This window comes from Peptoniphilus raoultii, assembly GCF_900099555.1.
GTDB classification, from domain to species: Bacteria; Bacillota; Clostridia; order Tissierellales; family Peptoniphilaceae; genus Peptoniphilus_A; species Peptoniphilus_A raoultii.
Genome location: NZ_FMWM01000002.1, coordinates 1 through 23,307, shown reverse-complemented (window position 1 = coordinate 23,307; position 23,307 = coordinate 1). Strand labels below are relative to the sequence as shown.

The 23,307-nt window shown below is 32.0% G+C and carries 19 protein-coding genes; all 19 read left to right on the top strand.

The window, feature by feature from the left end; all coding sequences use genetic code 11:
* Positions 1 to 91 precede the first annotated feature (91 nt).
* Entirely contained in the window at positions 92 to 595 is a 504-nt protein-coding gene (locus tag BQ4446_RS00100) for an NUDIX hydrolase (protein WP_071025401.1), read from the top strand.
* Positions 596 to 632: 37 nt separating this feature from the next.
* On the top strand, positions 633 to 2,039 hold the full coding sequence (gene cysS / locus BQ4446_RS00095) for a cysteine--tRNA ligase (RefSeq protein WP_071025398.1): 1,407 nt from the start codon (positions 633 to 635) through the stop codon (positions 2,037 to 2,039).
* On the top strand, positions 2,024 to 2,437 hold the full coding sequence (locus BQ4446_RS00090) for a Mini-ribonuclease 3 (protein ID WP_071025395.1): 414 nt from the start codon (positions 2,024 to 2,026) through the stop codon (positions 2,435 to 2,437). The genes cysS and BQ4446_RS00090 overlap by 16 nt, the downstream gene beginning before the upstream one ends.
* Complete coding sequence (gene thyX, locus BQ4446_RS00085) at positions 2,434 to 3,201, top strand: FAD-dependent thymidylate synthase (RefSeq protein WP_071025392.1); 768 nt, start codon at positions 2,434 to 2,436, stop codon at positions 3,199 to 3,201. The genes BQ4446_RS00090 and thyX overlap by 4 nt, the downstream gene beginning before the upstream one ends.
* On the top strand, positions 3,198 to 3,902 hold the full coding sequence (gene rlmB, locus BQ4446_RS00080; protein ID WP_071025389.1) for a 23S rRNA (guanosine(2251)-2'-O)-methyltransferase RlmB: 705 nt from the start codon (positions 3,198 to 3,200) through the stop codon (positions 3,900 to 3,902). The genes thyX and rlmB overlap by 4 nt, the downstream gene beginning before the upstream one ends.
* Positions 3,902 to 4,429, top strand: coding sequence for an NYN domain-containing protein (locus BQ4446_RS00075; RefSeq protein WP_071028233.1), 528 nt, complete (start codon positions 3,902 to 3,904; stop codon positions 4,427 to 4,429). Before rlmB ends, BQ4446_RS00075 begins: the two co-directional genes overlap by 1 nt.
* A gap of 7 nt (positions 4,430 to 4,436) precedes the next feature.
* Positions 4,437 to 5,798 carry a magnesium transporter gene (gene mgtE, locus BQ4446_RS00070; RefSeq protein WP_071025387.1) on the top strand — a complete coding sequence of 454 codons (1,362 nt, stop codon included), beginning with the start codon at positions 4,437 to 4,439 and terminating at the stop codon, positions 5,796 to 5,798.
* 157 nt (positions 5,799 to 5,955) lie between these two features.
* Positions 5,956 to 6,318 (top strand): hypothetical protein, encoded by a 363-nt coding sequence (locus BQ4446_RS00065; RefSeq protein ID WP_135100567.1) that lies wholly within the window; start codon positions 5,956 to 5,958, stop codon positions 6,316 to 6,318.
* 65 nt (positions 6,319 to 6,383) lie between these two features.
* Positions 6,384 to 6,911 carry a hypothetical protein gene (locus BQ4446_RS00060; RefSeq protein WP_071025380.1) on the top strand — a complete coding sequence of 176 codons (528 nt, stop codon included), beginning with the start codon at positions 6,384 to 6,386 and terminating at the stop codon, positions 6,909 to 6,911.
* 123 nt (positions 6,912 to 7,034) lie between these two features.
* Positions 7,035 to 7,367: a hypothetical protein gene (locus BQ4446_RS00055; RefSeq protein ID WP_083328999.1), complete on the top strand. Its 333-nt coding sequence runs from the start codon at positions 7,035 to 7,037 to the stop codon at positions 7,365 to 7,367.
* 11 nt (positions 7,368 to 7,378) lie between these two features.
* Entirely contained in the window at positions 7,379 to 8,158 is a 780-nt protein-coding gene (locus BQ4446_RS00050) for an alpha/beta fold hydrolase (protein ID WP_071025378.1), read from the top strand.
* Positions 8,155 to 9,687, top strand: coding sequence for a UDP-N-acetylmuramoyl-tripeptide--D-alanyl-D-alanine ligase (locus tag BQ4446_RS00045; protein ID WP_071025376.1), 1,533 nt, complete (start codon positions 8,155 to 8,157; stop codon positions 9,685 to 9,687). Before BQ4446_RS00050 ends, BQ4446_RS00045 begins: the two co-directional genes overlap by 4 nt.
* Before the next feature lie 4 nt (positions 9,688 to 9,691).
* On the top strand, positions 9,692 to 10,864 hold the full coding sequence (locus tag BQ4446_RS00040; protein ID WP_071025373.1) for a D-alanine--D-alanine ligase family protein: 1,173 nt from the start codon (positions 9,692 to 9,694) through the stop codon (positions 10,862 to 10,864).
* Positions 10,861 to 12,981, top strand: coding sequence for a ribonuclease R (gene rnr / locus BQ4446_RS00035; protein WP_071025370.1), 2,121 nt, complete (start codon positions 10,861 to 10,863; stop codon positions 12,979 to 12,981). Before BQ4446_RS00040 ends, rnr begins: the two co-directional genes overlap by 4 nt.
* A complete protein-coding gene (gene smpB, locus BQ4446_RS00030) occupies positions 12,956 to 13,414 on the top strand; it encodes an SsrA-binding protein SmpB (protein ID WP_135100566.1) in 459 nt (152 codons plus the stop codon). Before rnr ends, smpB begins: the two co-directional genes overlap by 26 nt.
* A gap of 163 nt (positions 13,415 to 13,577) precedes the next feature.
* Entirely contained in the window at positions 13,578 to 13,913 is a 336-nt protein-coding gene (locus BQ4446_RS00025) for a hypothetical protein (protein WP_071025364.1), read from the top strand.
* A 379-nt stretch (positions 13,914 to 14,292) separates the two neighbouring features.
* Complete coding sequence (locus tag BQ4446_RS00020; protein ID WP_071025361.1) at positions 14,293 to 14,994, top strand: ABC transporter ATP-binding protein; 702 nt, start codon at positions 14,293 to 14,295, stop codon at positions 14,992 to 14,994.
* Between the two features lie 7 nt (positions 14,995 to 15,001).
* Complete coding sequence (locus tag BQ4446_RS00015) at positions 15,002 to 19,024, top strand: FtsX-like permease family protein (RefSeq protein WP_071025357.1); 4,023 nt, start codon at positions 15,002 to 15,004, stop codon at positions 19,022 to 19,024.
* 610 nt (positions 19,025 to 19,634) lie between these two features.
* Positions 19,635 to 23,307, top strand: a 3,673-nt coding sequence (locus BQ4446_RS08185) for a stalk domain-containing protein (protein ID WP_209019083.1), incomplete at its 3' end; no start/stop codon positions are given.

Below are 23,307 nucleotides of genomic sequence, written 5' to 3'. Positions count from 1 at the left end.
TACAATTGAAAGAAGTTTTTACTTAAACTTTCCTTTATTTTATCTTTATTAAAAATTCTAAATAGTGTAAAATAAGAAAGAGGAGACTATCTTGGAATATTGGGATCTATATAATAAAAACGGAAAATTTAAGCATAGGGTTATTAAAAGAGGCATGGAAATAAAAAACGGTCAATACCATTTAGTTAGTGAGGGCTGGATTCTTAGAAGTGATAATAAATTTATTATTCAAAGAAGGTCCTTAAATAAATCGACTTTTCCTGGAATGTGGTATTGTTCGGCAGGCGGTTCTGTTATTTCTGGTGAAAATTCCAAAGAAGGTATGAAAAGGGAATTTTTTGAAGAACTTGGCCTTGATTTAGCCCTTGATGAAATTAAGCTTAAAAGAATAATTTATGGCAGAAACTCTATCTTTCATATATTTTTAGTGAAAAAAGATTTTGATTTAGATGAAATTACTATGCAAAAAGAAGAAGTTATGGATGTAAGACTTGCAAGTGCAGAAGAAATTTTACAAATGGTTGATAGGGGAATTTTTATTGGCTTAAATTATTATAGGGATTTCTTTAAAAAAATTCAGGATGAAGGAAAATAATCGTCTCTTGTTGAGGCGTTTTTTTATAGGAGGAAATATGAAACTATTTAATTCACTTAGGGGTAAAAAGGAAGAATTTGTCCCCATTAATGAGGGAAAAGTTACCATGTATAATTGCGGCCCCACTGTCTATAATTATATTCATGTTGGCAATGCAAGGCCCATTGTAGTCTTTGATACTTTAAGAAGATATTTTTTATACAAGGGCTATGATGTTAAATTTGTTTTAAATTTTACAGATGTTGACGATAAAATCATAAATAGGGCAAATGAAGAGGAGATAACCACTGATGAAGTTGCCGAAAAATATATTGAAGAATTTAAAAAAGATGCAGGTGGCCTTGGACTTTATGATTACGAAACCATAAACCCAAGGGCAACTCAACTTGTGCCTGAAATGATTAATTTTATAGAGACTTTAATTGACAAGAAAGCGGCCTATGTTTCAGAGGGAGATGTTTATTTTGATGTAAACTATGCAAAGGACTATGGCAAACTTTCAGGAAAAAATATTGAAGATTTGATTAGCGGGGCAAGGGTAGATGTTTCTGAAAAGAAAAAAAATCCCTATGACTTTGCCCTATGGAAAAATAAAAAAGAAGGAGAACCCTTTTGGCATGCTCCTTGGGGAGATGGAAGACCCGGCTGGCATATTGAATGCAGCGTAATGGCAAAAACTATTTTGGGAGATACAATTGACATCCACACAGGCGGCGAAGATTTAAAATTCCCCCACCACGAAAACGAAATTGCTCAGTCAGAAGCCTGCAATGACAAAGACTTTGCAAGATATTGGCTCCACAATGGAATGATAACAGTTAATAGTGAAAAAATGTCAAAATCCAAGGGCAATTTTTTCACAGTTAGAGAAATTTCGGAGGAATATGATCTAGAAATTTTAAGATTTTTCCTACTAACAACTGGATACAGATCGCCCATTAATTTTTCAAGAGAAGTTATGGACCAAACAAAAAATGCCTCTAAAAGACTTTATAATGCAAGGGATAAAATTATAAGAGATTTAGAAGCTTCTAAAATAGAAAATTTAAAGGATGAAGAAAAAGAATTAAAAGAAAAGTTTATAGATTGCCAAAAGAAATTTGAAAGGGCCATGGATGATGATTTAAATACAGCTGATGCCATAACAGGAGTTTTTGATTTGGTTAAGGAAATAAATTTAAATCTTTCAGAAAATTCATCAAGGGAAATTTTATCTTTTGCACTTGATATTCTAAAAAAATTGACAAGAGTTTTGGGAATTATGGAAAAGGAAGATAAGGAAGATGACGACTTTTCAAAGGAAGTAATGGATTTAATTGAAAAGAGAAATGCAGCCAGAAAAAATAAAGACTTTAAAGAGGCTGATGAAATTCGTGATAAACTTTTAAAAATGGGTATATCCATAGAGGACACGAGAAAGGGTACACTTTGGAAGAGAATTTAAAAAATCTTTTGCATCTTGGAGAAACTTATAATGAGAAAAATATAAAGGAGCTTTCACCCTTAGCTCTTGCCTTTATAGGTGACGGAGTTTTTGAAATTTTAGTTAGAACTCACGTCTTAAATAAAAATCTTTCTGCCAATAAGCTTCACAGAGAGGCCATAAAATATGTAAAGGCAAAAAATCAAAGGGATTTATTGGAAAAAGTTAAAGACAATTTAGATGAAGAAGAAAGGCAAATTGTAAAGAGGGGGAGAAATGCCAAGAGCCATACAGTTCCCAAAAATGCTGAAATTTCAGATTATAAAATGGCAACGGGACTTGAAGCTCTTTTTGGCCATCTTTATCTTTTGGGCAGATATGAAAGGATTCTTGAAATTTTTATGGAGATGATAAAATGAAGGTAAAAATAATTGCCTATACAAATTTTCCTGAAGAAACAATTGCTAAGTCAGCAAAACTTTGTTATTCAAGGGTGGGTGTAGATGAAATCAGCGAAAAATTAGATGAGGATTCTACAAATAATTTTTTAAATATGCTTATGGGTCTTTCGCATTTATCTCCACTAGAGCACGCTTCTTTTACATTTGCAGTTGAAGGGGTTTCAAGAACTTTAACTCACCAGCTTGTAAGGCATAGAATTGCATCTTATTCTCAGCAGTCCCAAAGATATGTAAGGCTTGATCATTTTGAATATATCATCCCGCCGCAGATTGAAAAAAATGAAAGGGCAAGGGAAATTTATATTAAGGCCATGGAAGAAGATCAAAGGGCCTATAGTGAACTTGTAGATATTTTAGTTGAAGAAAATTCGAGACCCTATATTGAAAAGGGAATGACTAGGGAAAAGGCAATAAGAAATGTTGAAAAACTTTCCATTGAAGATGCGAGATATGTTTTTCCAAATGCCTGCGAAACAAAAATTGTCTTCACTATGAATGTTAGAACTCTTTTGCATTTCTTTTCACTAAGATGCTGCAATAGGGCCCAATGGGAAATAAAGCAGATGGCAACAGAAATGCTAAGACAGTTAAAGGAGCTTAGCCCAATTTTATTTGAAAATGCAGGACCGGGCTGCGTAAATGGTCCATGTCCTGAAGGGAAAATGACCTGCGGAAGGGCAAAAGAAGTTAGAGAATTTTTTAATGGATTAGGAGAAAAATGACGTATATTTATGGAAGAGGGCCAGTTATTGAAGCCCTGAAAAATAAAAAAGTTGATAAATTATATTTGGCAGCAAGTGGTGGCTCAATAATAAAAATAAAGGCAATGGCAGATGAAAATAAGGTTTTAATTGCCCGTGTTTCAAAGGATAAGCTCGATAAAATGACAGAAGGAAAAAATCATCAAGGCGTTTGTGCTCTTATAAGCGGATTTAAATATACGGATTTTGATGAACTTTTAAATGACCTAAGAGAAAAAGAAGCTGCAAAACTTTTGATTCTTGATAAAATTGAAGACCCCCACAATTTTGGAGCAATTATAAGATCATCTTTATACTTTGCCTTTGATGCAATTATTATTCCAAGGCACGGGTCTGTCCTTGTAAACGATACAGTCTATAAAACTTCTCAAGGGGCAGTAGATAGTGTAAAAATTTCTGTGGTAAATAACCTTTCTCAGGCTATTGAAAAATTAAAAAAAGAAAGTTTTTGGATTTATGCCTGCCATATGAATGGGGAAGATATAAAGGATACTACCTTTGACAATAAGCTTGCTTTAATTATAGGAAATGAAGCTAAAGGAATAGCAGAAAATTTAAAAAAACACGCCGATTTTATAGTAAAGATTCCAAATTATTCAGATTTTGATTCCTTAAATGCTTCAGTTGCAGCGGCAATTGTCATGTATGAAGTGGTAAGATGATTCACAACAGACGTTATGAAAAAAATAAAAATTACCTATTTATAGATGGTTACAATATAATAAATTTTTGGGAGCCTTTAAATAAATTAAAGGAGATTTCTTTTGAAGAAGCAAGAAATGAACTTATAAATATTTTAATTGAGTTTTCCCATACAACAAGCGAAAAAATTATTCTTGTTTTTGATGCCTATTTAGTTAAGGGATCTAGCGGAAAAATTTATAGTAAGGATGGAATTGACATTGTCTTTACAAAAGAAAATGAAAGTGCCGACCACTATATTGAAAGGGAGCTTGACAGAATAGGAAGACTGAGAAATGTTAGAGTTGCATCATCTGATTCTACTGTCCAATCCATAATTTTATCAAGAGGAGGCAGCAGGACATCAGCAAGAGAACTGGAGATTGAAGTAATTAATTCAAAAAAAGTTACTGAAAACTTTAGGAGAAAATTAAAAAGGGACAAGGTAAATTCTTTAGATAAAAATAATTTAAAAAAACTAAAGGATTTTAAAGATTATTTGAGGTAGGTGAAAAATGAATTATCAAGACTATGGCGAATATAGAGAAAAGTTCGTCGAAATGATTAAAGAAAAAAGACTGACAGAATTAAAAAGTATTTTGGCAGATCTGAATGTAGTTGACGCTGCAGAAATTATTGAAGATATGGAAGATATGGAGCTATTAATTTGTTTTAGAATGTTGCCAAAGGAAATGGGAGCAGAAGTATTTTCTTATATGGAACCCTTTGACCAAAAGAGAATCATAAACAAAATCAACGATGCAGAGCTTCAAGAAATTTTAGATGAACTAGACTTTGACGATATGATTGACATTTTGGAAGAAATGCCAGCAAATGTTGTAACAAAAGTTCTTAAGAAATCAACACCAGAAGAAAGAACACAGATTAATAAATTTTTAATGTATGATAGGGACTCCGCTGGTTCATTAATGACCATTGAATATGTTTCACTAAAAAGAGATTGGACAGTGGGCGAGGCCCTTCAGCACATAAAAGAAGTTGGTATGGATAAGGAAGTTATTTATACCTGCTATGTTGAAAGCGAATATAAACAGTTACTTGGATTTGTTTCCTTAAGAACTCTTGTTACTACAGACAAAAACAAGTTAATTAATGACATCATGGAAACAGATTTAGTCTATTTAAATACAACTGACGATAAAGAAGAAGTTGCCCAAACATTTATGAAATATGGGTACATTGCCATGCCCGTAGTGGATCGTGAACACAGACTTTGTGGAATTATAACTTTCGACGATGTTATGGACATTGTGGAAGACGAAGCAACAGAAGATATTCACAAGATGGCAGCCGTTAGCCCATCAGATGATGAATATTTGGATCAAACACCGTGGCAGCTTGCAAAAAATAGAATCCCTTGGCTACTTGTTCTTATGATTTCAGCAACACTTACATCAGGAATAATAAATAATTATAATTATATTTTAAGTCAGTTTTTGATTTTAAATTCTTTTATACCTATGATTACAGACACAGGTGGAAATTCAGGATCACAATCTTCAACAGTTGTTATCCGCGCAATTGCAACTGGTGAAATTGGTTTAAGAGATGGGCTAAAAGTAATTTTAAAAGAATTTAGGGTAGGAATAATTTGCGGAACTGTTTTATCTTTCATTAACTTTTTAAGACTTTATTTTTTAACATCAGCAGATTTTAGAATTTCAGCCTTAGTTTCAATTACAATTTTATGCACAGTAATTCTTTCAAAATTAATGGGAGCAGTACTCCCTCTATTTGCTAAGAAAATAAATCTTGACCCTGCAATAATGGCATCAGCTTTAATCACAACAATTATTGACTCTGTTGTCTTGGTAATATATTTTTCTTTAGCAAGGCTATTTTTGCCAATTGTTTAATTTTAAAATTTAATATGATAAATAAAAAACTTTTCAGTAGATTTTTATTGAAAAGTTTTTTTAATTATTTATATTTAAGAGCATTTGTAGTTTAAAAATATTAGTGGGGGGGGGTATGTAAAAATAAAGGATGGCTAGAAAAAAAGGGAGTGTTGAAATGAAAAGTAATGTAAGATATATTTTAGGAATTGCATTAGCATTTTTCTCAGTTTTAATTTTCACACAAACGTTTGCCAATGGTAATGATAATATTACGAACTTTAATGAATATGAAGCTCAAAGTTTAGATATATCAAATATAAGACCTACAGGATATGATGACGATGTTATTTATGGATATGAATATGAAAAATATAACTCAGATGGAGTTTTTGCTCAATCATATCCTAATTTTGAAATAGTAAGAAATGGATTGAGCTATAGAGGAACATTATATTTAGTATATACTCGTTCAAGTGGACCAAATAGATGGTTTGGACTTTATAGAGGTGATCTTTATTTTGCGGGTTACGCTAAATAAGATTTTTATTTAATTTTACTTATAAATAAAGCTATCCTTTCAAATTTATAAAGTAAGGAGATAAAGTGGATAAAATGAAAAACATTTTAAAAATTTTTTTTATAGGAATTTGTTTTTGCCTTAGCTTATGTCTTATTTCATGTAAAGACAATGCAAGAGAAAATGAGATTAAATCTGAAAATAATACTGGTCAAGAAAATATACAAGGGGAAAATTTATCTGCAAAAGAGGATTTGAATATTCAAAATAAAAATTCTAATATTTTAAAAGATGAAGAGGAAACTATTAGAGAAAGCCAAACTGATGATAAAGAATATTATGAAATAGATTACAAAGATTTGAAAAGCTGGGAAAAAGAATCAGAAGATTATAATGAGTCAGAAGACGGAAAAGTCTTAGAAGCATATGAGGTTATATTTAAAGTTCCCAATCTTGATACTTACCATATAATAAAAAATTATCGAACAGACATTAATGAACAAACTTATGCTGGAGATTTGACTTTAAAAGAAACAAGAGTGCGTCGTGAAGAAAATAGTGACAAAAGAGAATTCCTTGTAACTTATGTAGGAGAATTAAATAAAGCTGAATAATTAGATGAGAATATTAATGCTCTTAGTTTTTACTAGGAGTATTTTTTATATTCTTTTAAGAAGGGGGCCTATATTTTAAATATCTGATTTTTTTGGTATAATAGCAAAAGAAGAGGTGATTTTTTGGCTTTTTTAGAAAATTTTGATTCAAATATTTCGCAAATCAGGGAAAATTTATCTCAGATTTCGTTACAAATTAGGGACAGGTCAAAAGACTTTAAAAAAATTGCAAAAATTCGTTATGAACTTCTTATGGAGAAAAGAAATTTATCAAATCTTTATAAAGAACTTGGCGAGTATTATTATAGGCTTTTGAAAGATGAAGCTGTTTCTTTTAACGTCGAAAGTCAAAAGACAAAAATTGATATTTCTCTTTCAAGAATTGCTTCTCTTGAAAATTCTCTTGCTGACGTGGGAAATGACAGGGAAGAAAATAATTTTTATTATAGAGGATAAGAAAAATCACAATGACTAAAATAGAAAAATCTTTCGTGAATATTTTAGGCATAAAAACTGCCTACTTTAAAAGAGAGGGCGGAGAAAAAATTGCTGTCATTTTACATGGTTGGGGTGCAAACATTGAATCAATTATTCCAATTTTAAATGCAGTTCCAAGTTTTTATACAGTTTATGCCTATGATGCACCAGGTTTTGGTGATACTAATGAGCCAAAAGAAGTTTATGGAACTTACGACTACTATAAATTTTTAAGGGAATTTTTAAAGACTTTTAATATAGAAAAGGCTGTTTTTTTGGGCCATTCCTTTGGAGGTAAAACTCTAACAATTTTAGGAGATGAGGCTGAAGATCTAGCTGAAAAATTAGTTTTTATTGATGCTTCGGGCATAATACCCAAAAGAAAACTTTCCTATTATTTAAAGGTCTATGCTTTTAAGTTTTCCAAGAAAATATATTTGTTTTTTTATGGAAATAATGAAGGGGCTCTTGAAAAATTTTATAAAAGGCACGGGTCTGATGACTATCAAAATGCCCAAGGCCTTATGAGGAAAATTTTTGTAAAAGTTGTAAATGAATCAACGGAAGATAGACTTTGTAAGATTAAAAGCGAATCTCTTTTAATTTGGGGAGATAAGGACGATGCAACTCCTCTTTATATGGGGGGGATTTTTAATAAAAAGATAAAAAATTCAGGCCTTGTAGTTTTAAAGGGAGGTCATTTTTCCTATATTGATGACTACGGGACTTTTTGTGCAGTTATAAATTCATTTTTAGGAGATAAATCATGATTATTTTATATATAGGACAGTTTATTTTACTATGCCTTGCAGTTTTCTTTTCACTTGTGAGAAGTAATTTTCCAATTCATATGCTTCAGCTGGAAGGCTATGACAATAATCTTTATAGGGATTATATTAAAAGTAATAGGGAAAAAATTGGAAAAATTTTTTATATGCCGGAAAAAAATCCCAAACTTCCCCTTGTGTGGACTGACAGGGCAAAAAGACTTTTAAAAACTCACAAATTTGTAAATTATGGTTTTTGGGTTGCCACAGTTATTATAGGTCAAATTGTCTATAAAAATTCAAACTTATGGCTAGGGCTATTTTTCACCGCCATCTCTTTATTTTTAATCTATTATTTTGAATATAGGATTTTATTAATTTCAAATGCCATAGCAAAACCAAAGGAAGACAAAATTAATGCAGGATTTTACCATGAGGCCCAAGAAAAAATTAAAAGGTTAAAGGCTGAAAATTCTTTAAAGGTCATTGGAATTACAGGGTCTTTTGGCAAGACTTCAGTAAAATTTATTACTGATACAATTTTAAAAGAAAAGTTTAGGGTGCTTCATACTCCATCATCTTTTAATACACCAATGGGGCTTTCAAAAGTTATTAATAATGAGCTTAATGATTCTCACCAAATTTTTATTGCTGAACTTGGGGCAAAGGTTCCGGGAGAGATAAAAGAAGTTGCAGAACTTGTTATGCCCGATATGGGAGTTATAACTGCAATTGGTCCAACTCACATGCAGTTTTTTAAGACAATTGAAAATATTCAAAAGACAAAATATGAATTAATTGAAGCTCTTCCCCAAGATGGTCTTGCAATTTTTAACTGTGATAATGAATTTTTAAAGCCCCTTGCAGATAAGACTAAGTTAAAAACTTATCGCTACGGAATGGAAGATACTGAAAAACTTGATATATATGCCAAGGATATAGAGGTTTTTGAAAAGGGTTCAAAATTCACCCTAGTTATTAGGGGCAAGGGGGAAATAAATTGTCAGACAAAACTATTAGGGGCTCATAATATTTCAAATATTTTAGCCGGAGTTAGTTTTGCCCATCTTTTAGGCATGACTTTAGAAGAAATTCAAAGGGGTATTGAAAAAGTTGAGGGAGTAGAGCATAGACTTAATATTATTGATGGCGGAAGAGGAGTCATTGTTATTGACGATGCCTTTAATTCAAACCCAGTTGGTTTTAGAGCTGCCCTTGACGTAATTTCTCAGTTTAAAAATGGAAATAAAATAATTATTACACCTGGCATGGTTGAACTTGGAGAAATGGAAGAAGAAGAAAATTATAAAATTGGCAAAGAAATGGCAAAAAATATTGACTATGCAATTTTAGTTGGAAAAAAGAGAACAGAGCCTATTAAAAAGGGCTTAATTGAAAATAAATTTAAGGAAGAAAATATATTTTCAGTTTCATCTTTAGACGAAGCAACAAAGATTTTGGGAAATCTCACAAGGCAAGGGGACGTTGTCCTTTTTGAAAATGATTTGCCCGATAATTATGATGAGGAGTGATTTGATGTTAAATGTAGGAGTTTTTTTTGGTGGAAGATCATGTGAGCATGAAGTTTCAGTAATAACGGGTCTACAAATTATAGAAAATATGGATAAGGAAAAATTTAATCCTATTCCAATTTACCTTTCAAAAGATGGCAGATATTATTGTGGAGATATTTTAAAAGATTTTAGAACATTTAAAGAAGGAAGATATAATGAAGCCACAGAAATATTTTTAATTCCCCAAAATGGAGATAGATTTTTATATGCAGTAAAACTTGTGGGCGGAATTTTTTCTAAATCGCACACAGAAAATTATATTTATGCGAGAATTGATGCAATTTTTCCTGCCCTTCACGGAACTTTTGGCGAAGACGGAGCGATTCAAGGACTTTTTGAATTAATGGACATCCCCTATGCTGGATGCGGAGTTGCTGCAGGAGCTGTCGGAATGGACAAAGTTTTAATGAAAGAAGTTTTTAAGGCAAATGACATTCCAATGATGGATTATATTTATTTTTACAGAGATGAACTTAAAAATTTACAAAATATTCTTAAAAAGTGTGAAGCCTTAGGGTATCCATTAATTATAAAGCCAGCAAATCTTGGGTCTTCAATTGGAATTTCTAAGGCAAAAGACACCTTGGAGCTTACAAAGGCTCTGGAACTTGCCGCAACTTATGATAGAAAAATTATTGTGGAAAAATGCCTAGAAGATTTTAGGGAAATTAATGTTGCCGTTTTGGGAAAAGATAATGACCTTGAAGTTTCTGCCTGTGAAGAACCTATAACGGCTGAAGAAATTTTAACCTATGAAGATAAATATGTTGGCGATTCAAAGACAAAAATGGCATCACAAAAAAATCAAAAGAAGAAACTTCCTGCAGATTTGACAGAGGAGATAAGAAATAAAATTTGCGAACTTGGCAAGAAATCATTTAAGGCGCTTGATGGGGCGGGAGTTGCAAGAATAGATTTCCTTTTAAAGGATAAGGACGTTTATGTAAATGAAATAAATACTCTTCCAGGATCCATTTCCTTCTATTTATTTGAAGCCTCAGGTTTATCCTTTAAGGATTTAATTACAAAATTAATTGAAATAGCTTTAAAAAGATATGAAGAAAAGCAAAAAAATATTTACTCTTATGATTCAAATCTCTTTAACCAAACAAGTTATGGAGCAAAATTGAAATGATAAGTGAAAAGATTTTAGATGTTATTAAGACAAATAAGGCAAAAACTGAGGACGAACTGGCAAATTCTCTTAATATTAAAAAGAAAGATAGAGAAGATTTTAATAGGCTGCTTGATAATTTAAAGAGGCAGGGCCTAATCTTTGAAAATAAAAAGGGTAAAATTTTGGAAGTGGATAATGAAAAATATTTTTTCGGGAAAGTCCAAACTTCTAAGCGTGGTTTTGGCTTTTTAATAACTAAAAATCTGGACCAAGACATTTATATTTCAGAAAATAATTTAAATTTTGCCTTAAATGGCGATGATGTTGTTGTAAAAAAATTAAAAGAAGCCGAGGGTGAAAAGCCTGAAGGCGAAGTTGTCTATATTACTGAGAGAGTAAATGAAAAAATTGTTGGCACCTTTCAAGACATGAGAAATTTTGGCTTTGTTGTTCCCGATGAAAATAAATTTTCCATGGATATATATATTCCTAAAAAGAGAATTAATGGAGCAAGAAATGGCCAAAAAGTTTTAGTTAAAATTGACAAATGGCCTGAAGAAGGAAGAAAACCTGAGGGCAGAATTTTAGAAGTTCTAGGCTTTCCTGATGAGCCTCATGTTGATGTTCTTTCAGTTGCCAAGGCCTTTGACCTTCCCATGGAATTTTCAAAAACTGTTAAAAGGGAAGCAAAAAAAATCCAAAAGGAAGTTAGCGATGAAGAAATGCTTGGAAGGCTTGATTTAAGAAATGAGATAACTTTTACAATTGATGGCAAGGATTCAAAAGATTTTGATGATGCTGTAAGTCTTGATATTTTAGATAACGGAAATTATTTACTTGGCGTTCATATTGCAGATGTGTCCCATTATGTAAAAGAAGATTCTGCCATAGATGAGGAAGCTTTTAAAAGGGGAAATTCTGTTTATCTATTAAATAAAGTAATACCCATGCTTCCCTTTGAACTTTCAAATGGAATTTGCTCCTTAAATGAGGGGGTCGATAGATTAACCTTATCCTGCATAATGGAAATTAATAAAAAAGGAGACCTTGTAAATCATAAAATTGTCCAAAGTGTTATCAATTCAAAAAGAAGGCTTGTCTATGATTATGTTTCAAATTTTTTGGAGGAGGGAATTTCTGATGACTCAATTCTTGGCCTTGAAGAAATTCTGACAAATATGTATGAACTTTCAAAAATTTTGCAGGAAAAGAGAAAAAGAATAGGGTCAATTGATTTTGATATTCCAGAGCCTGTTATAAAAGTTAGTGAAGATGGCTGGCCTCTTGAAATTTTAAAAATAGAGAGAAGGTCTGCCAATAAACTTATAGAAGATTTTATGCTAATGGCAAATACAACAGTAGCAGAATATTTTGCAAAAATAGAGCTTCCCTTTATTTATAGAATCCACGAAAAACCAAGAGAAGAAAAAATTGATGAATTAAATTCTTATATTAGACCCCTTGGTTATATTGCAAATTATGGAAGCGTAATAAAACCAAAGGATTTGCAAAAACTTTTGGAAAAAATTCAAGGTAAGAAAGAAGAACTTTTTGTTTCAACTTTAGTTTTAAGGGCCATGACTAAGGCAAGATATAGTGCAGAAAATAAAATACATTTTGGTTTATCTTTTCCCTATTACACCCACTTCACATCTCCTATAAGAAGGTATGCGGACCTTTCCATCCACAGAATTATAAAAGATTTTTTAAGGGGAGATCTTTCCAAGAAAAAAATAAAGAATTTAAGAGAAATTTTGCCACAAATTGCAGATCACGTTTCAGAAACAGAAAAGCTTGCTCAAGAAACGGAAAGACAAGTTGATTCAATTAAAATGGCAGAATTTATGTCTGATAGAATTGGCAATAGCTATGAAGGAATTGTTTCAGGCATTACAAATTTTGGAATTTTTGTACAGCTTGATAATTTAATTGAAGGCCTAGTTCCTTACAAAACTATGGATGGATTTTTTGAATTCGATTCCATAAATTTTAAGGCTATAGATGTGGATAGAAAAATTTCTTATGGCATTGGCGATAGGGTTAAAGTTGAAGTGACTGGTATAAATTTAACAATAGGAAAAATTGACTTTAAATTAATTGGTGATGAAAATGAAAAAGAAAACAGAGTGGAATAATTTATCAACAAATAAAAGTGCAGGCCGTCTTTATTTTATAGAGGATACCTATGAAGCAGGCCTTGTCCTTGCAGGCACAGAAGTAAAATCCATAAGACGTGGGGGAGCAAATTTAAAAGATGCCTACTGCGAAATTTCTAGTGGAGAAATTTTTATTTCTAATATGCACATTTCTCCCTATGAAGAGGGAAATATTTATAATCTCGATCCAAAAAGAAAAAGAAAACTTCTAATGCACAAATCTGAAATAAGAAGACTTGAAAAAGTAAAAACTCTTCAGGGCTACACCATAATTCCTCTAAGACTTTATCTTGTAAGAGGAAGAGTGAAAGCAGAAATTGCCACAGCAAGAGGAAAAAAACTTTATGACAAAAGAGAAGACATGGCAAAGAAAGATGCAGAAAGAAGAATGAAAAGAAGTTTAGATTATTAAATTGTGACTGGTCAGCCAGTAATTTTTTAATTTCTAAAACAAATTATTTATGACCTTGACGAAGGTTTTCCATAAGTTTATTCTATAATTAATCATAGAATATTAGTTATTTAAGATTAATAACTTTAAGTATTTATAAGTTACAAAAGCAAAAGGTGGTAATATGCATAAAAATAAATCAAATGAAATAATTTTGTCAGTGGGATTTTGTCTATTAATCTTATTGATTGCTTTTAATTTTTATCTAATAGGATATTTGAGAGATTATGGAGTATACAATTACAAGCATCTCTTCAACTTAAATTTAATGGCTTTGCCAATGGGATTATTATGGTATTTGTATTTAAAACTTGATTTGAAAAAAATAAAGTTTATACTCTATCCATTTTTGATAGCTTTGTTAATTTTAAACATATATTTCACTGTTGAGGCAAAAAAAAACATATCTGATTATGAGTCTAGCAATATTAATTCTCTTGAATTATTGAAGTTAAAATGAATAAAAATTAAAAGTCATAGGTTATTTTGACCAGTTTTTTCTTAATCTTTTAATTCTTTCAAGTTTTAAGAATATCTTTTATTTGTTTATAACACTTGGACTTGTATTGTTTTCATTCTTGTATATAGAACCAAGGAGAAAAAAATATTTAAAGCTCAAAAAGAAGAATCTCTGAACAAAGTCCTACTTTTTTATGTTGTGCTTTCTATTATATTATTTATTATTTTTACAAGTATATAAAATTGAAATTAGAAATTAAAAGGGATAAATAAAAATCGTAAACTTAAAGGCTTTGATTTTTTAAGAGAGACAGACCCTCTTATTTTTTTACCTTTTTTTAAATTTTTAATTGTGTGTTATAATTACTTTAGGTGATATAATGGCTTTTATTGATGTTATTAATATGTCAAAGGTCTATAGGAGTGGGGAAACTTCTGTTCTTGCCAATGACAAATTAAATTTTCAAATTGAAAAAAATGAATTTGCTCTTATTTTAGGACCATCAGGTGCCGGGAAGTCAACTTTTTTAAATATACTTGGGGGCATGGATCGCCCAACGGAAGGAAATGTTTTTGTTGATGGAAATGATATTTCTACATACAAGACAAGAGAATTAACATCATATAGAAGAAATGTTATGGCCTTTGTCTTTCAATTTTATAATTTAATTCCAAATTTAACGGCTCTTGAAAATGTGGAGCTGGCAACGCAAATTGTAAAAAAGGCAAAAAATCCCTTGGAAGTTTTAAAATCTGTGGGCCTTGGTGATAGGATTAATAATTTTCCATCACAGCTTTCAGGTGGTGAGCAGCAAAGAGTTTCAATTGCAAGGGCAATTGCAAAAAATCCCAAACTTCTTCTTTGTGATGAACCAACGGGTGCCCTTGACTATAAAACAGGCAAGCAAATTCTTTCTATCCTTCAAGATTTAACAAGAAATACAGACACAACTGTTGTTGTAATTACACATAATTCTGCAATTGCCCCTTGTGCTGATAGAGTCATTGAAATTAATGATGCAAAAGTTAAGAATATAAAAATTAATGATAAACCTAAAAAAATTAGTGAAATAGAATGGTAGTGATTTTTTGAAAACTACGCTTAAAGATTCCTTAAGAGAAATAAAAAACACTTTTTCCAGATTTCTTTCAATTCTTTTAATTGTTGTTCTGGGAGTTTTTGTTTTAATTGGACTCATATCAACGGGCCCTGTTATGCGTAACACCATTGACAACGCCATTAAAAAAAATTCTTATCCTGACCTTGTAGTTTCCGCTCCCCAGTCTTTAGAAAATGAGGACATGGAAATTATTGAAAGTCAGGCTAATTTAGATGAACTTGAATATGCTTATGATCTAGATCTTTCAATTAAGGGAAGAACTGAAACCATAAAAATTTTAAATATTCCCATTAAAATAAATATGCCTGAAATTCTTGAGGGCAAGGCTCCTAAAAAGGGAGAAATTATTCTCGACAATAAAATGAAGGAAATGGGCTATAAAATTGGGGATAAAATTTCTTTTAAAAAAGAAGTAAATAAATTTGCAGATGATGAAGAAGATGCCCTTTTATCTTATGATTATAGAATCGTGGGATTTTGTAATTCACTTGACTATATTATGAATAGATCTCGTGGATATTCTGAAAGGGGTCTTGGCGAAATAAGCGGTTTTGCCTATATAGCTCCTTCTGAATTTAATACAGATCCCAGTCTTGCAAAAATTATTTATGGTGATTTAAAAAAATTCAGTCCTTCTTCCAAGGAATATAAGGAAGAACTTGGAAAAAAATATGAAGCCCTAAAAATTGATATGAAATATAGACCCTCTGAAAGACTTTCTAAAATTAAGGGGGATCTTTCTCGTGACATTTCTGAAGGTGAAGATAAAATCACTGAAGCAGAGGAAAAACTTTCTGATGCAAAAGATGAATTGGAATCAGGAAAAAAAGAACTTTCAGAAGGTCAAAGGGAATATTCAAAGGGATATAGAGAATTTACTGACCAAAAAAAGGAAGGCGAAGATAAGCTTAAGGAGTCAAAAAATAAACTTTATAAGGCAAGGGGCGAATTAAATAATGCAAAAGATGAACTATCTGATGCAAAAGAAAAACTTGCTGAGGGAAAGGGAAAACTTGACGAGGCAAAAATTGAAATTGACAAAAATGAAGAAAAATTAAATTCCGGCTATAGAGAATATGAAAGGGGAAAAGGAGAGCTTGAGGCAGGCGAAAAGGCTTTAAAATCTGGCGAAGAACAGCTTTTAGAAGGCAGAAGAAAACTTGATGAAGGCTGGAGAAAAATTGATGATTCAAAGGCACAGCTTGAGGAAGGAAAAAACAAATACCAAAAGGGCCTTGATGATTATGAAAAGGGAAAGGCTGACCTTGAGAAAGGAAAGGAAAAATTAGTAGCTACTTTTAGGCAAATGGGTCTTGAAGTAACATATGAAGAAGCTGAAGGCTTAATAATTTCCCTTGAAGCAGGCCTTGAAAGGCTTGAACCCTATGCTGATAAAATAAAAACTATTGACGAGGAAATTTCTGAAAAAAATAAAGAAATAAAAAATTTAGAAGGTCAAAAGGTCGAAAAGGAAAGTCAAATTAAGGAAATAGACTTAAAATTAGCTGATCCAAATTTAAAAGATGAAGATAGAAATTCTTTAAATGAAAGGAAAAATTCTCTAAATTCTGAATTAAATTCTATAGAAGAAAATTTAAGGAGAGCGAGGGCTGAACTTTCTTTATTAAATCAAAGTAAAACTGAAATTGAAGACTTTGTAAATTCTTTAAATAAAAAATATCCGGGTCTTAATTTGTCTTCTGATTTTTCATCCTTAAGAGCAAAAGTTAAGGAGGCAAAGGCAGGAGTTTTGCAAATAAAAGATGCCGAAAAAAAATTAACAGAGGGCAAGGCAAAACTTGATGCTTCAAAAATTCAGCTTGATGAGGGAGAAAAGCAACTTCAAGATGGAATTATAGAAGCCCAAAAAGGGGAAGCTGAATATAAGGAGTCAGAAGAGAAAATTGCAAAAAATAAAAGAGAGCTTGAGGACGGAAAGGAAAAATTAGTAAAGGCCAAAGAAAAACTTGACAGCGGAAAGCATGAACTAGAAAAGGGAAAGGCTAAATATGAAGAGGGCCTAATTGATTACAATGAAAATTATGACAAATTTTTAGAGGGCACTAGCAAATATGAATCAGGCGAAGATAGTTACAAGGAAGGAGAAAAGCAGCTTAGGGAAGGCGAAGAAACCTTTAAGGAAGAAATTGGAAAAGCTGAAGACAAATTAAAAGATGCCAAAAGCAAATTATATAAGGGTCAAAGGGATTTGGCAGAAGGTCAAAGAGAATATGAGGACAAATCTCTGGAAGCTGAAGAAAAAATAAAAGATGCAAAAGAAGATATAAAAAAGGGCAAGAGATATTTAAATATAATGAAGCAGCCTAGATATTCCATAACTCCACTTTATCTTGTAAATGATATAAATACTTACATTGACTATTCAAGAAGAGTTGACGGACTTTCATTAATATTCCCAGTATTTTTCTTCGCCGTTGCACTTTTAGTTTCCTTTACAACAATGACAAGAATGGTTGAAGATGAAAGAATTTTAATTGGAACTTACAAGGCCCTTGGCTATAGTCAAAAAGAAATTTCTTCAAAATATTTTCTCTATGGTTCTTTAGCATCACTTATTGGTGGCACAATAGGAGGAATTTGGGGTTCATATTTAATAACCTATATAATAGGCAATGCCTATTCAACAGATTCAATTTTTGAAAATAACCTATTGATTAGGGCCTATCCTTTAAAAATAATTTTTGCAATTGCAATTGGCTTTATTTTTACTGCCTTCGCTGCAAGGTTGACAACAAATAAATCCTTAAAAGAAAAGACTGCACAGCTTTTAAGACCAAAACCACCAAAAACCGGCAAGAGAATTTTGCTGGAAAGAATACCTTTTATTTGGAACAAAATGAGCTTTTTATTTAAGGTTACTGCAAGAAATATTTTCAGGTCCAAAAAAAGAATGTTAATGACAGTTTTAGGAATTATTGGCTGCACAGCACTTTTAGTTTTAGGTTTTGGAATCAAAGGTTCTGTTGGAAATATAGAAAAACTTCAGTTTGAAGATATTTTAAAGTATAACCTGCAAATTTCCTATGACAAGGATATTGATGAAGATGAATTTTTAGCCTATAAGGAATTTATTAGTTCTCTAAAATCACCCCACAAATCTTTTTATCAAGAACAGTTTAAGGTTTCTTATCCTGAAATGGATCAAAATGTGAGCTTAATTGCTCCAGAAGATGAAAAAGGATTTGAAGAATATTTTGCCCTAAAATCTCCGAAGACGGGACAAAAAATTAATCTGCCAAAGAGAGGGGCGGTAATTTCTCAAAAACTTTCAAAACTTTTGGGCATAAAAAAAGGCGATACAATTGAAATAAAAGACGTTTATGACAATTCTTTTAGAATTGAAGTAACAGATATTTGCGAAATGTATATAAATCACTACATTTTTATGACTAGAGATTATTATGAAAAATTCAAGGGAGAAGATTTTACAGCAAATACAAATTTAGTAAAAACTAAAAATGCCAAGGACTTTGATGAAATTAAAGACAAGGCCAAGGACTATAAAGTAGTAACATCAATTATTGGTACAGATTTATTTAAAAAAGCCCTTAATCAATTCTTGTATTCAATATCCAAAGTTCAGGGGGTTATTGTAATCCTCTCATCACTTTTAGCAATTGTCGTTCTCTATAATTTGACAAATATAAATATTGAAGAAAGAATTAGGGAAATTGCAACGATAAAAGTTTTGGGATTTTATGCCAAGGAAGTAACGGCTTATGTCTATAGAGAAACTTATTTTCTTACCATAATGGGCATAATTTTAGGCCTTATTATTGGAAAAATTCTCCACTACAGCGTCCTGCAAATTGTAGTTCCTTATCCAGTAATGCTTTCAAGTCATTTAATAACAAGAGCCTACATTTACGCAACCGTAATTACACTTTTAGTTACGACCTTAATTATGCTAGTCTTCCATTTCAAAATTAAAAAAATTGACATGGTAGAATCTTTAAAATCTAATGAATAATAAAGATGTAGATAGATAATAGATAATAGTGTTGTCAAATAATGAACAACGCTATTTTTTTGTACACTTTAGCATGAATAAACCACTGGCTTAGCCAGTGGTTATGATTATACAATTTAATATCAAAGCATAAGAAACTTATAAATTATGAAGCTAAAACAAAATAATACATAAAAAAATAAAAACAAAAAACTAAAAAAATGGAAATTAAAGAGAAGATTACCAGGAAAAATTTTTGCTATAGAAAATAAATATTGATAAAAACAAATGAAATGGAGAAGAAAAAAATATAAAAAACGAAAAAAACCAAAATACAAAATAGTATGATAAAACATATCATTTAACATTATTAAATACAATTCTTTAATCACAGACTAAAGTCTATTAAAAAAGTAAACAATCATAGACATATATGAATAATGAGCTATTGACAAATGTATGAGGGGGGGGGGGTAGAATAAGGCTAGGTATAAACATTTTTGTGTAAGCCAGAAAGGAGACTCAGGTATAGATAGGATATAATAGATTTTTAAAATATAAGGAGGAAAGGAAAAGAAGAAAACAAAAAAGGGGAATAAAAGATGATAAAAATAAAAATTGGAGGTAAAAAATGAAAGCAAAAAGTAAAAGAATAATGGGGCTATTTCTTGCCCTAGTTATGCTCATAGGTTGTCTACCATTTAATATCATAGAAACCTATGCAGAAACTGGAAGAAAAGTTTATAAATACAGACCTACAAATCTGGATAACCCAGTAGATATAAGTGATGCGAACATACCTGATGAGTGTAGAATAAATGGAAAGCTTGATACGACTAAGTATAGTATCATTTCATTTAAATTGCCTGAACTATCAAGATATATTTGTATGGCCAAGCTTATTAAGGTGCCAGGCCAAACTAATAAATATAAATATGAGTATGAGAATGGAGCTTTTCCTGACAAATGTTTCAATGTAACTACATCATTTATAATACCTAAACGTATGCTTTGGAGAGATTTTCGCTCAGACTTAGGTTATGATTATGAAAATAGTCCTGTAGCTATGTATTCGATAATCAGAAGCATGACAGGACAAGGATGTCAATTCGAATTTTATGGTTTTAAAAACGGATTACCTAATGATGATGATGTATTAAACAATGGTAGAATCTTTGAAGCTGATTTTAGGTTAAAAGAAAAGATTACATTATCTAGATCCAATAGTAGTGAAATTGACAACTATATTTGGACGCAGGAAGGCATTTTCCATGCACCTGTTAATCTTGGTTATGGAAGAATAAAAGGTCATGGTAACGGCGGAACAATTAATGGTAAAACTGAACGCGAAGTTTATGCAAATGTTGCCTATGATTTAACTTTTGCAGAAGTAATTAAGCATCTACCTGATCCATATAAGGAAGGATATAAATTTAAATATTGGTCAGAAAGTCCAGAGGAAGGTTCACCTGCAATAGATGGCACAAAAGTATATAACGAAAAAACTTCAAGTTCAACTCAAGGATACGGTATTGATGTCTATGCACAATATGAACAGGGTACACCAGATATAATTGAAAATCCTACAAAACCAACACCACAGGGATATGCAAGGGTAACTTTCAGGGCAGGCGAAGGTATTGAAAAACTAAATTCAACAAAATCTTATGATGTTAAAATAGGAACTAGCCTAAGAGAAGCCTACTATCCAGAAGTAACTTTAAAAGCAACTCACGAAAATCCTGTATGGTCAGTTACACCAGGCACACCAATCAATAGCACAGTAGAAATTGTAGCAACAGCAAGCTCAAAAGGTCTAATAAAAATAGGCACAGATCCTAGTACAACAGTTCCAGTTGGCTATACAAGAATAATTTTTGATGCAACAGTAGATGGCAACATTGCAGGAAACAGATACAAAGTTATAGATGTATTAAATGGAACAACATGGGATAACGCAGCTGTAACAGGACAAGTTCCAGCAAGTGCAAAATACAAAGACACAACAAAAGAATTTAAAGAATGGGATAGCACAGTTCCTATAGGTGGAGAAGTTCAAGAACAAGATTTTGTAGCAATCTACAAACCAGTGTTAAATACAAAGGCATTAGAAGATAAAATTGCTGAAGCAAAAGAAGTTCTTAAAAATGACAACACTTCAGACCCAGCAAAAGCATTAGATGCGAAAGTAAAAGAAGCAGAAGCATTAATAGGCACAGCAACAGAACAAAGCCAAGTAGATGAAAAAGTTACTGAACTTGATACAGCAATAGCAGCAGTTAAAGAACTAGCAGACGCAAAAGCAAAAGCCAAAAAAGAAATCGGCGACTTACCGAACCTAAGTGAAGAAGAAAAAGCGCCATTTATAACACAAGTAGATGACGCAAAAACAAAAGGCGAAGTAACTAAAGCTGTAGAAGATGCAAAGAATGCAGATGATTTAAAGGCATATAAAGAAAAAGCAAAAGAAGACATCGGCAAGCTACCAAACCTAAGCGACACAGAAAAAGACACATACAAAGACGAAGTAGATAAAGCAACAGACAAACCTGGAGTAAACGAGGTTGTAGCAGAAGCAAAAGCAAAAGACACAGAAAATAAAGAACTTAAGGAAGCAAAAGACAAAGCCAAAGAAGACATAAAAGATTTAAATCTAACCCCAGAAGAAAAAGCAGCAGCAGAAAAAGCAATAGATGACGCAAAAGACAAAGCTGAAGTAGACCAAGCTGTAGCAGACGCAAAAGACAAAGCAGCAGCAAACGACCAAAAAGATAAAGAACTTAAGGAAGCAAAAGACAAAGCCAAAGAAGACATAAAAGATCTAAATCTAACCCCAGAAGAAAAAGCAGCAGCAGAAAAAGCAATAGACGAAGCAAAAGACAAAGATGGAGTAGATAAAGCTGTAGCAGACGCAAAAGACAAAGCAGCAGCAAACGACCAAAAAGATAAAGAACTTAAGGACGAAAAAGACGCAGCTAAAGAAGAAATCGACAAACTACCAAATCTAAGCAATGACGAAAAGAAAGAAGCAAAAGATAAGGTAGATGAAGCAAAAGACAAAACTGGAGTAGAAAAAGCTGTAGAAGATGCTAAGGCAAAAGACGAAGAAAAGGCATCTGACCCAGCAGACAAAGCAAAAGAAGAAGCCGAAGAAGCAAAGAAAGCAGCCGAAGAAGCAAAAGCCGAAGCAGAAAAGAAAGCAAAAGAAGCAGAAGAAAAAGCAAAAGAAGCAGAAAAGAAAGCTGAAGAAGCAGCTGAAAAGGCAAAGGAAGCTGAAGAAAAAGCAAAGGAAGCAGAAGAAAAAGCTAAAGAAGCAGAAGAAAAAGCAAAAGAAGCAGAAAAGGCAGCCGAAGAAGCAAAAGAAGCAAAGGAAGCATCAGAAGCAGATCCAAATAATACAGAATTAGCAGAAAAAGCAAAAGAAGCAGAAGAAAAAGCAAAAGAAGCAGAAAAGAAAGCTGAAGAAGCAGCAAAGGCAGCCGAAGAAGCAAAGAAAGCAGCAGAGGAAGCAAAAGCCGAAGCAGAAAAGAAAGCTGAAGAAGCAGCAAAGGCAGCTGAAGAAGCTAAGGAAGCAAAAGAAGCTGCAGATAATGCACAAAAAGAAGCAGATAAAAAAGCAAAAGAAGCAGAAGAAAAAGAAAAAGCTCTTCCTGCAACACCTGATGATAAAAATAAAGCTAAAGAAGAAATCGGCAAGCTACCAAACCTAAGCGACACAGAAAAAGATAAGTATAAAAAACAAGTTGATGATGCAAAGACAAAGGGCGAAGTTGAAAAAGTTGTAGAAGCAGCAAAAGAAAAATCAGCAGGAGGTCAAACACCACCCACACCAACACCAACTCCTACACCTAATCCAGATGGAGACAGGGATCGCGATTACTGGCATAGATCATACTGGACATATAGTTATGGACCATCTAGTACTACAAAGGTAACAGTAGCAAAATCAAATCTTGTAAAACTAGAAGCAAAGTTAGTAATAGGTTCTAAAGAATTGATTAAATCAGTAGATGGCGTAGAACAAAAAGTATTTATGGACATTGCACCATTTATTGAAAAAGACAGAACAATGCTACCAATTAGATTTGTAGCAGAAGCATTAGGATTTAATGTACAGTGGGATAATGAAAACAGAACAGTCATCCTAATTGATAAAGAAAATGTAGTAAAAATTCCGGTAGATACAAATCAAATAATCGTAAACGGAAAAGTTTATGAAAGTGATGTAAAACCAGTCATTAGAAATGACAGAACAATGCTACCAATAGCAAATATAGCAAGAGCATTGGGCTTAAAAGATGGCA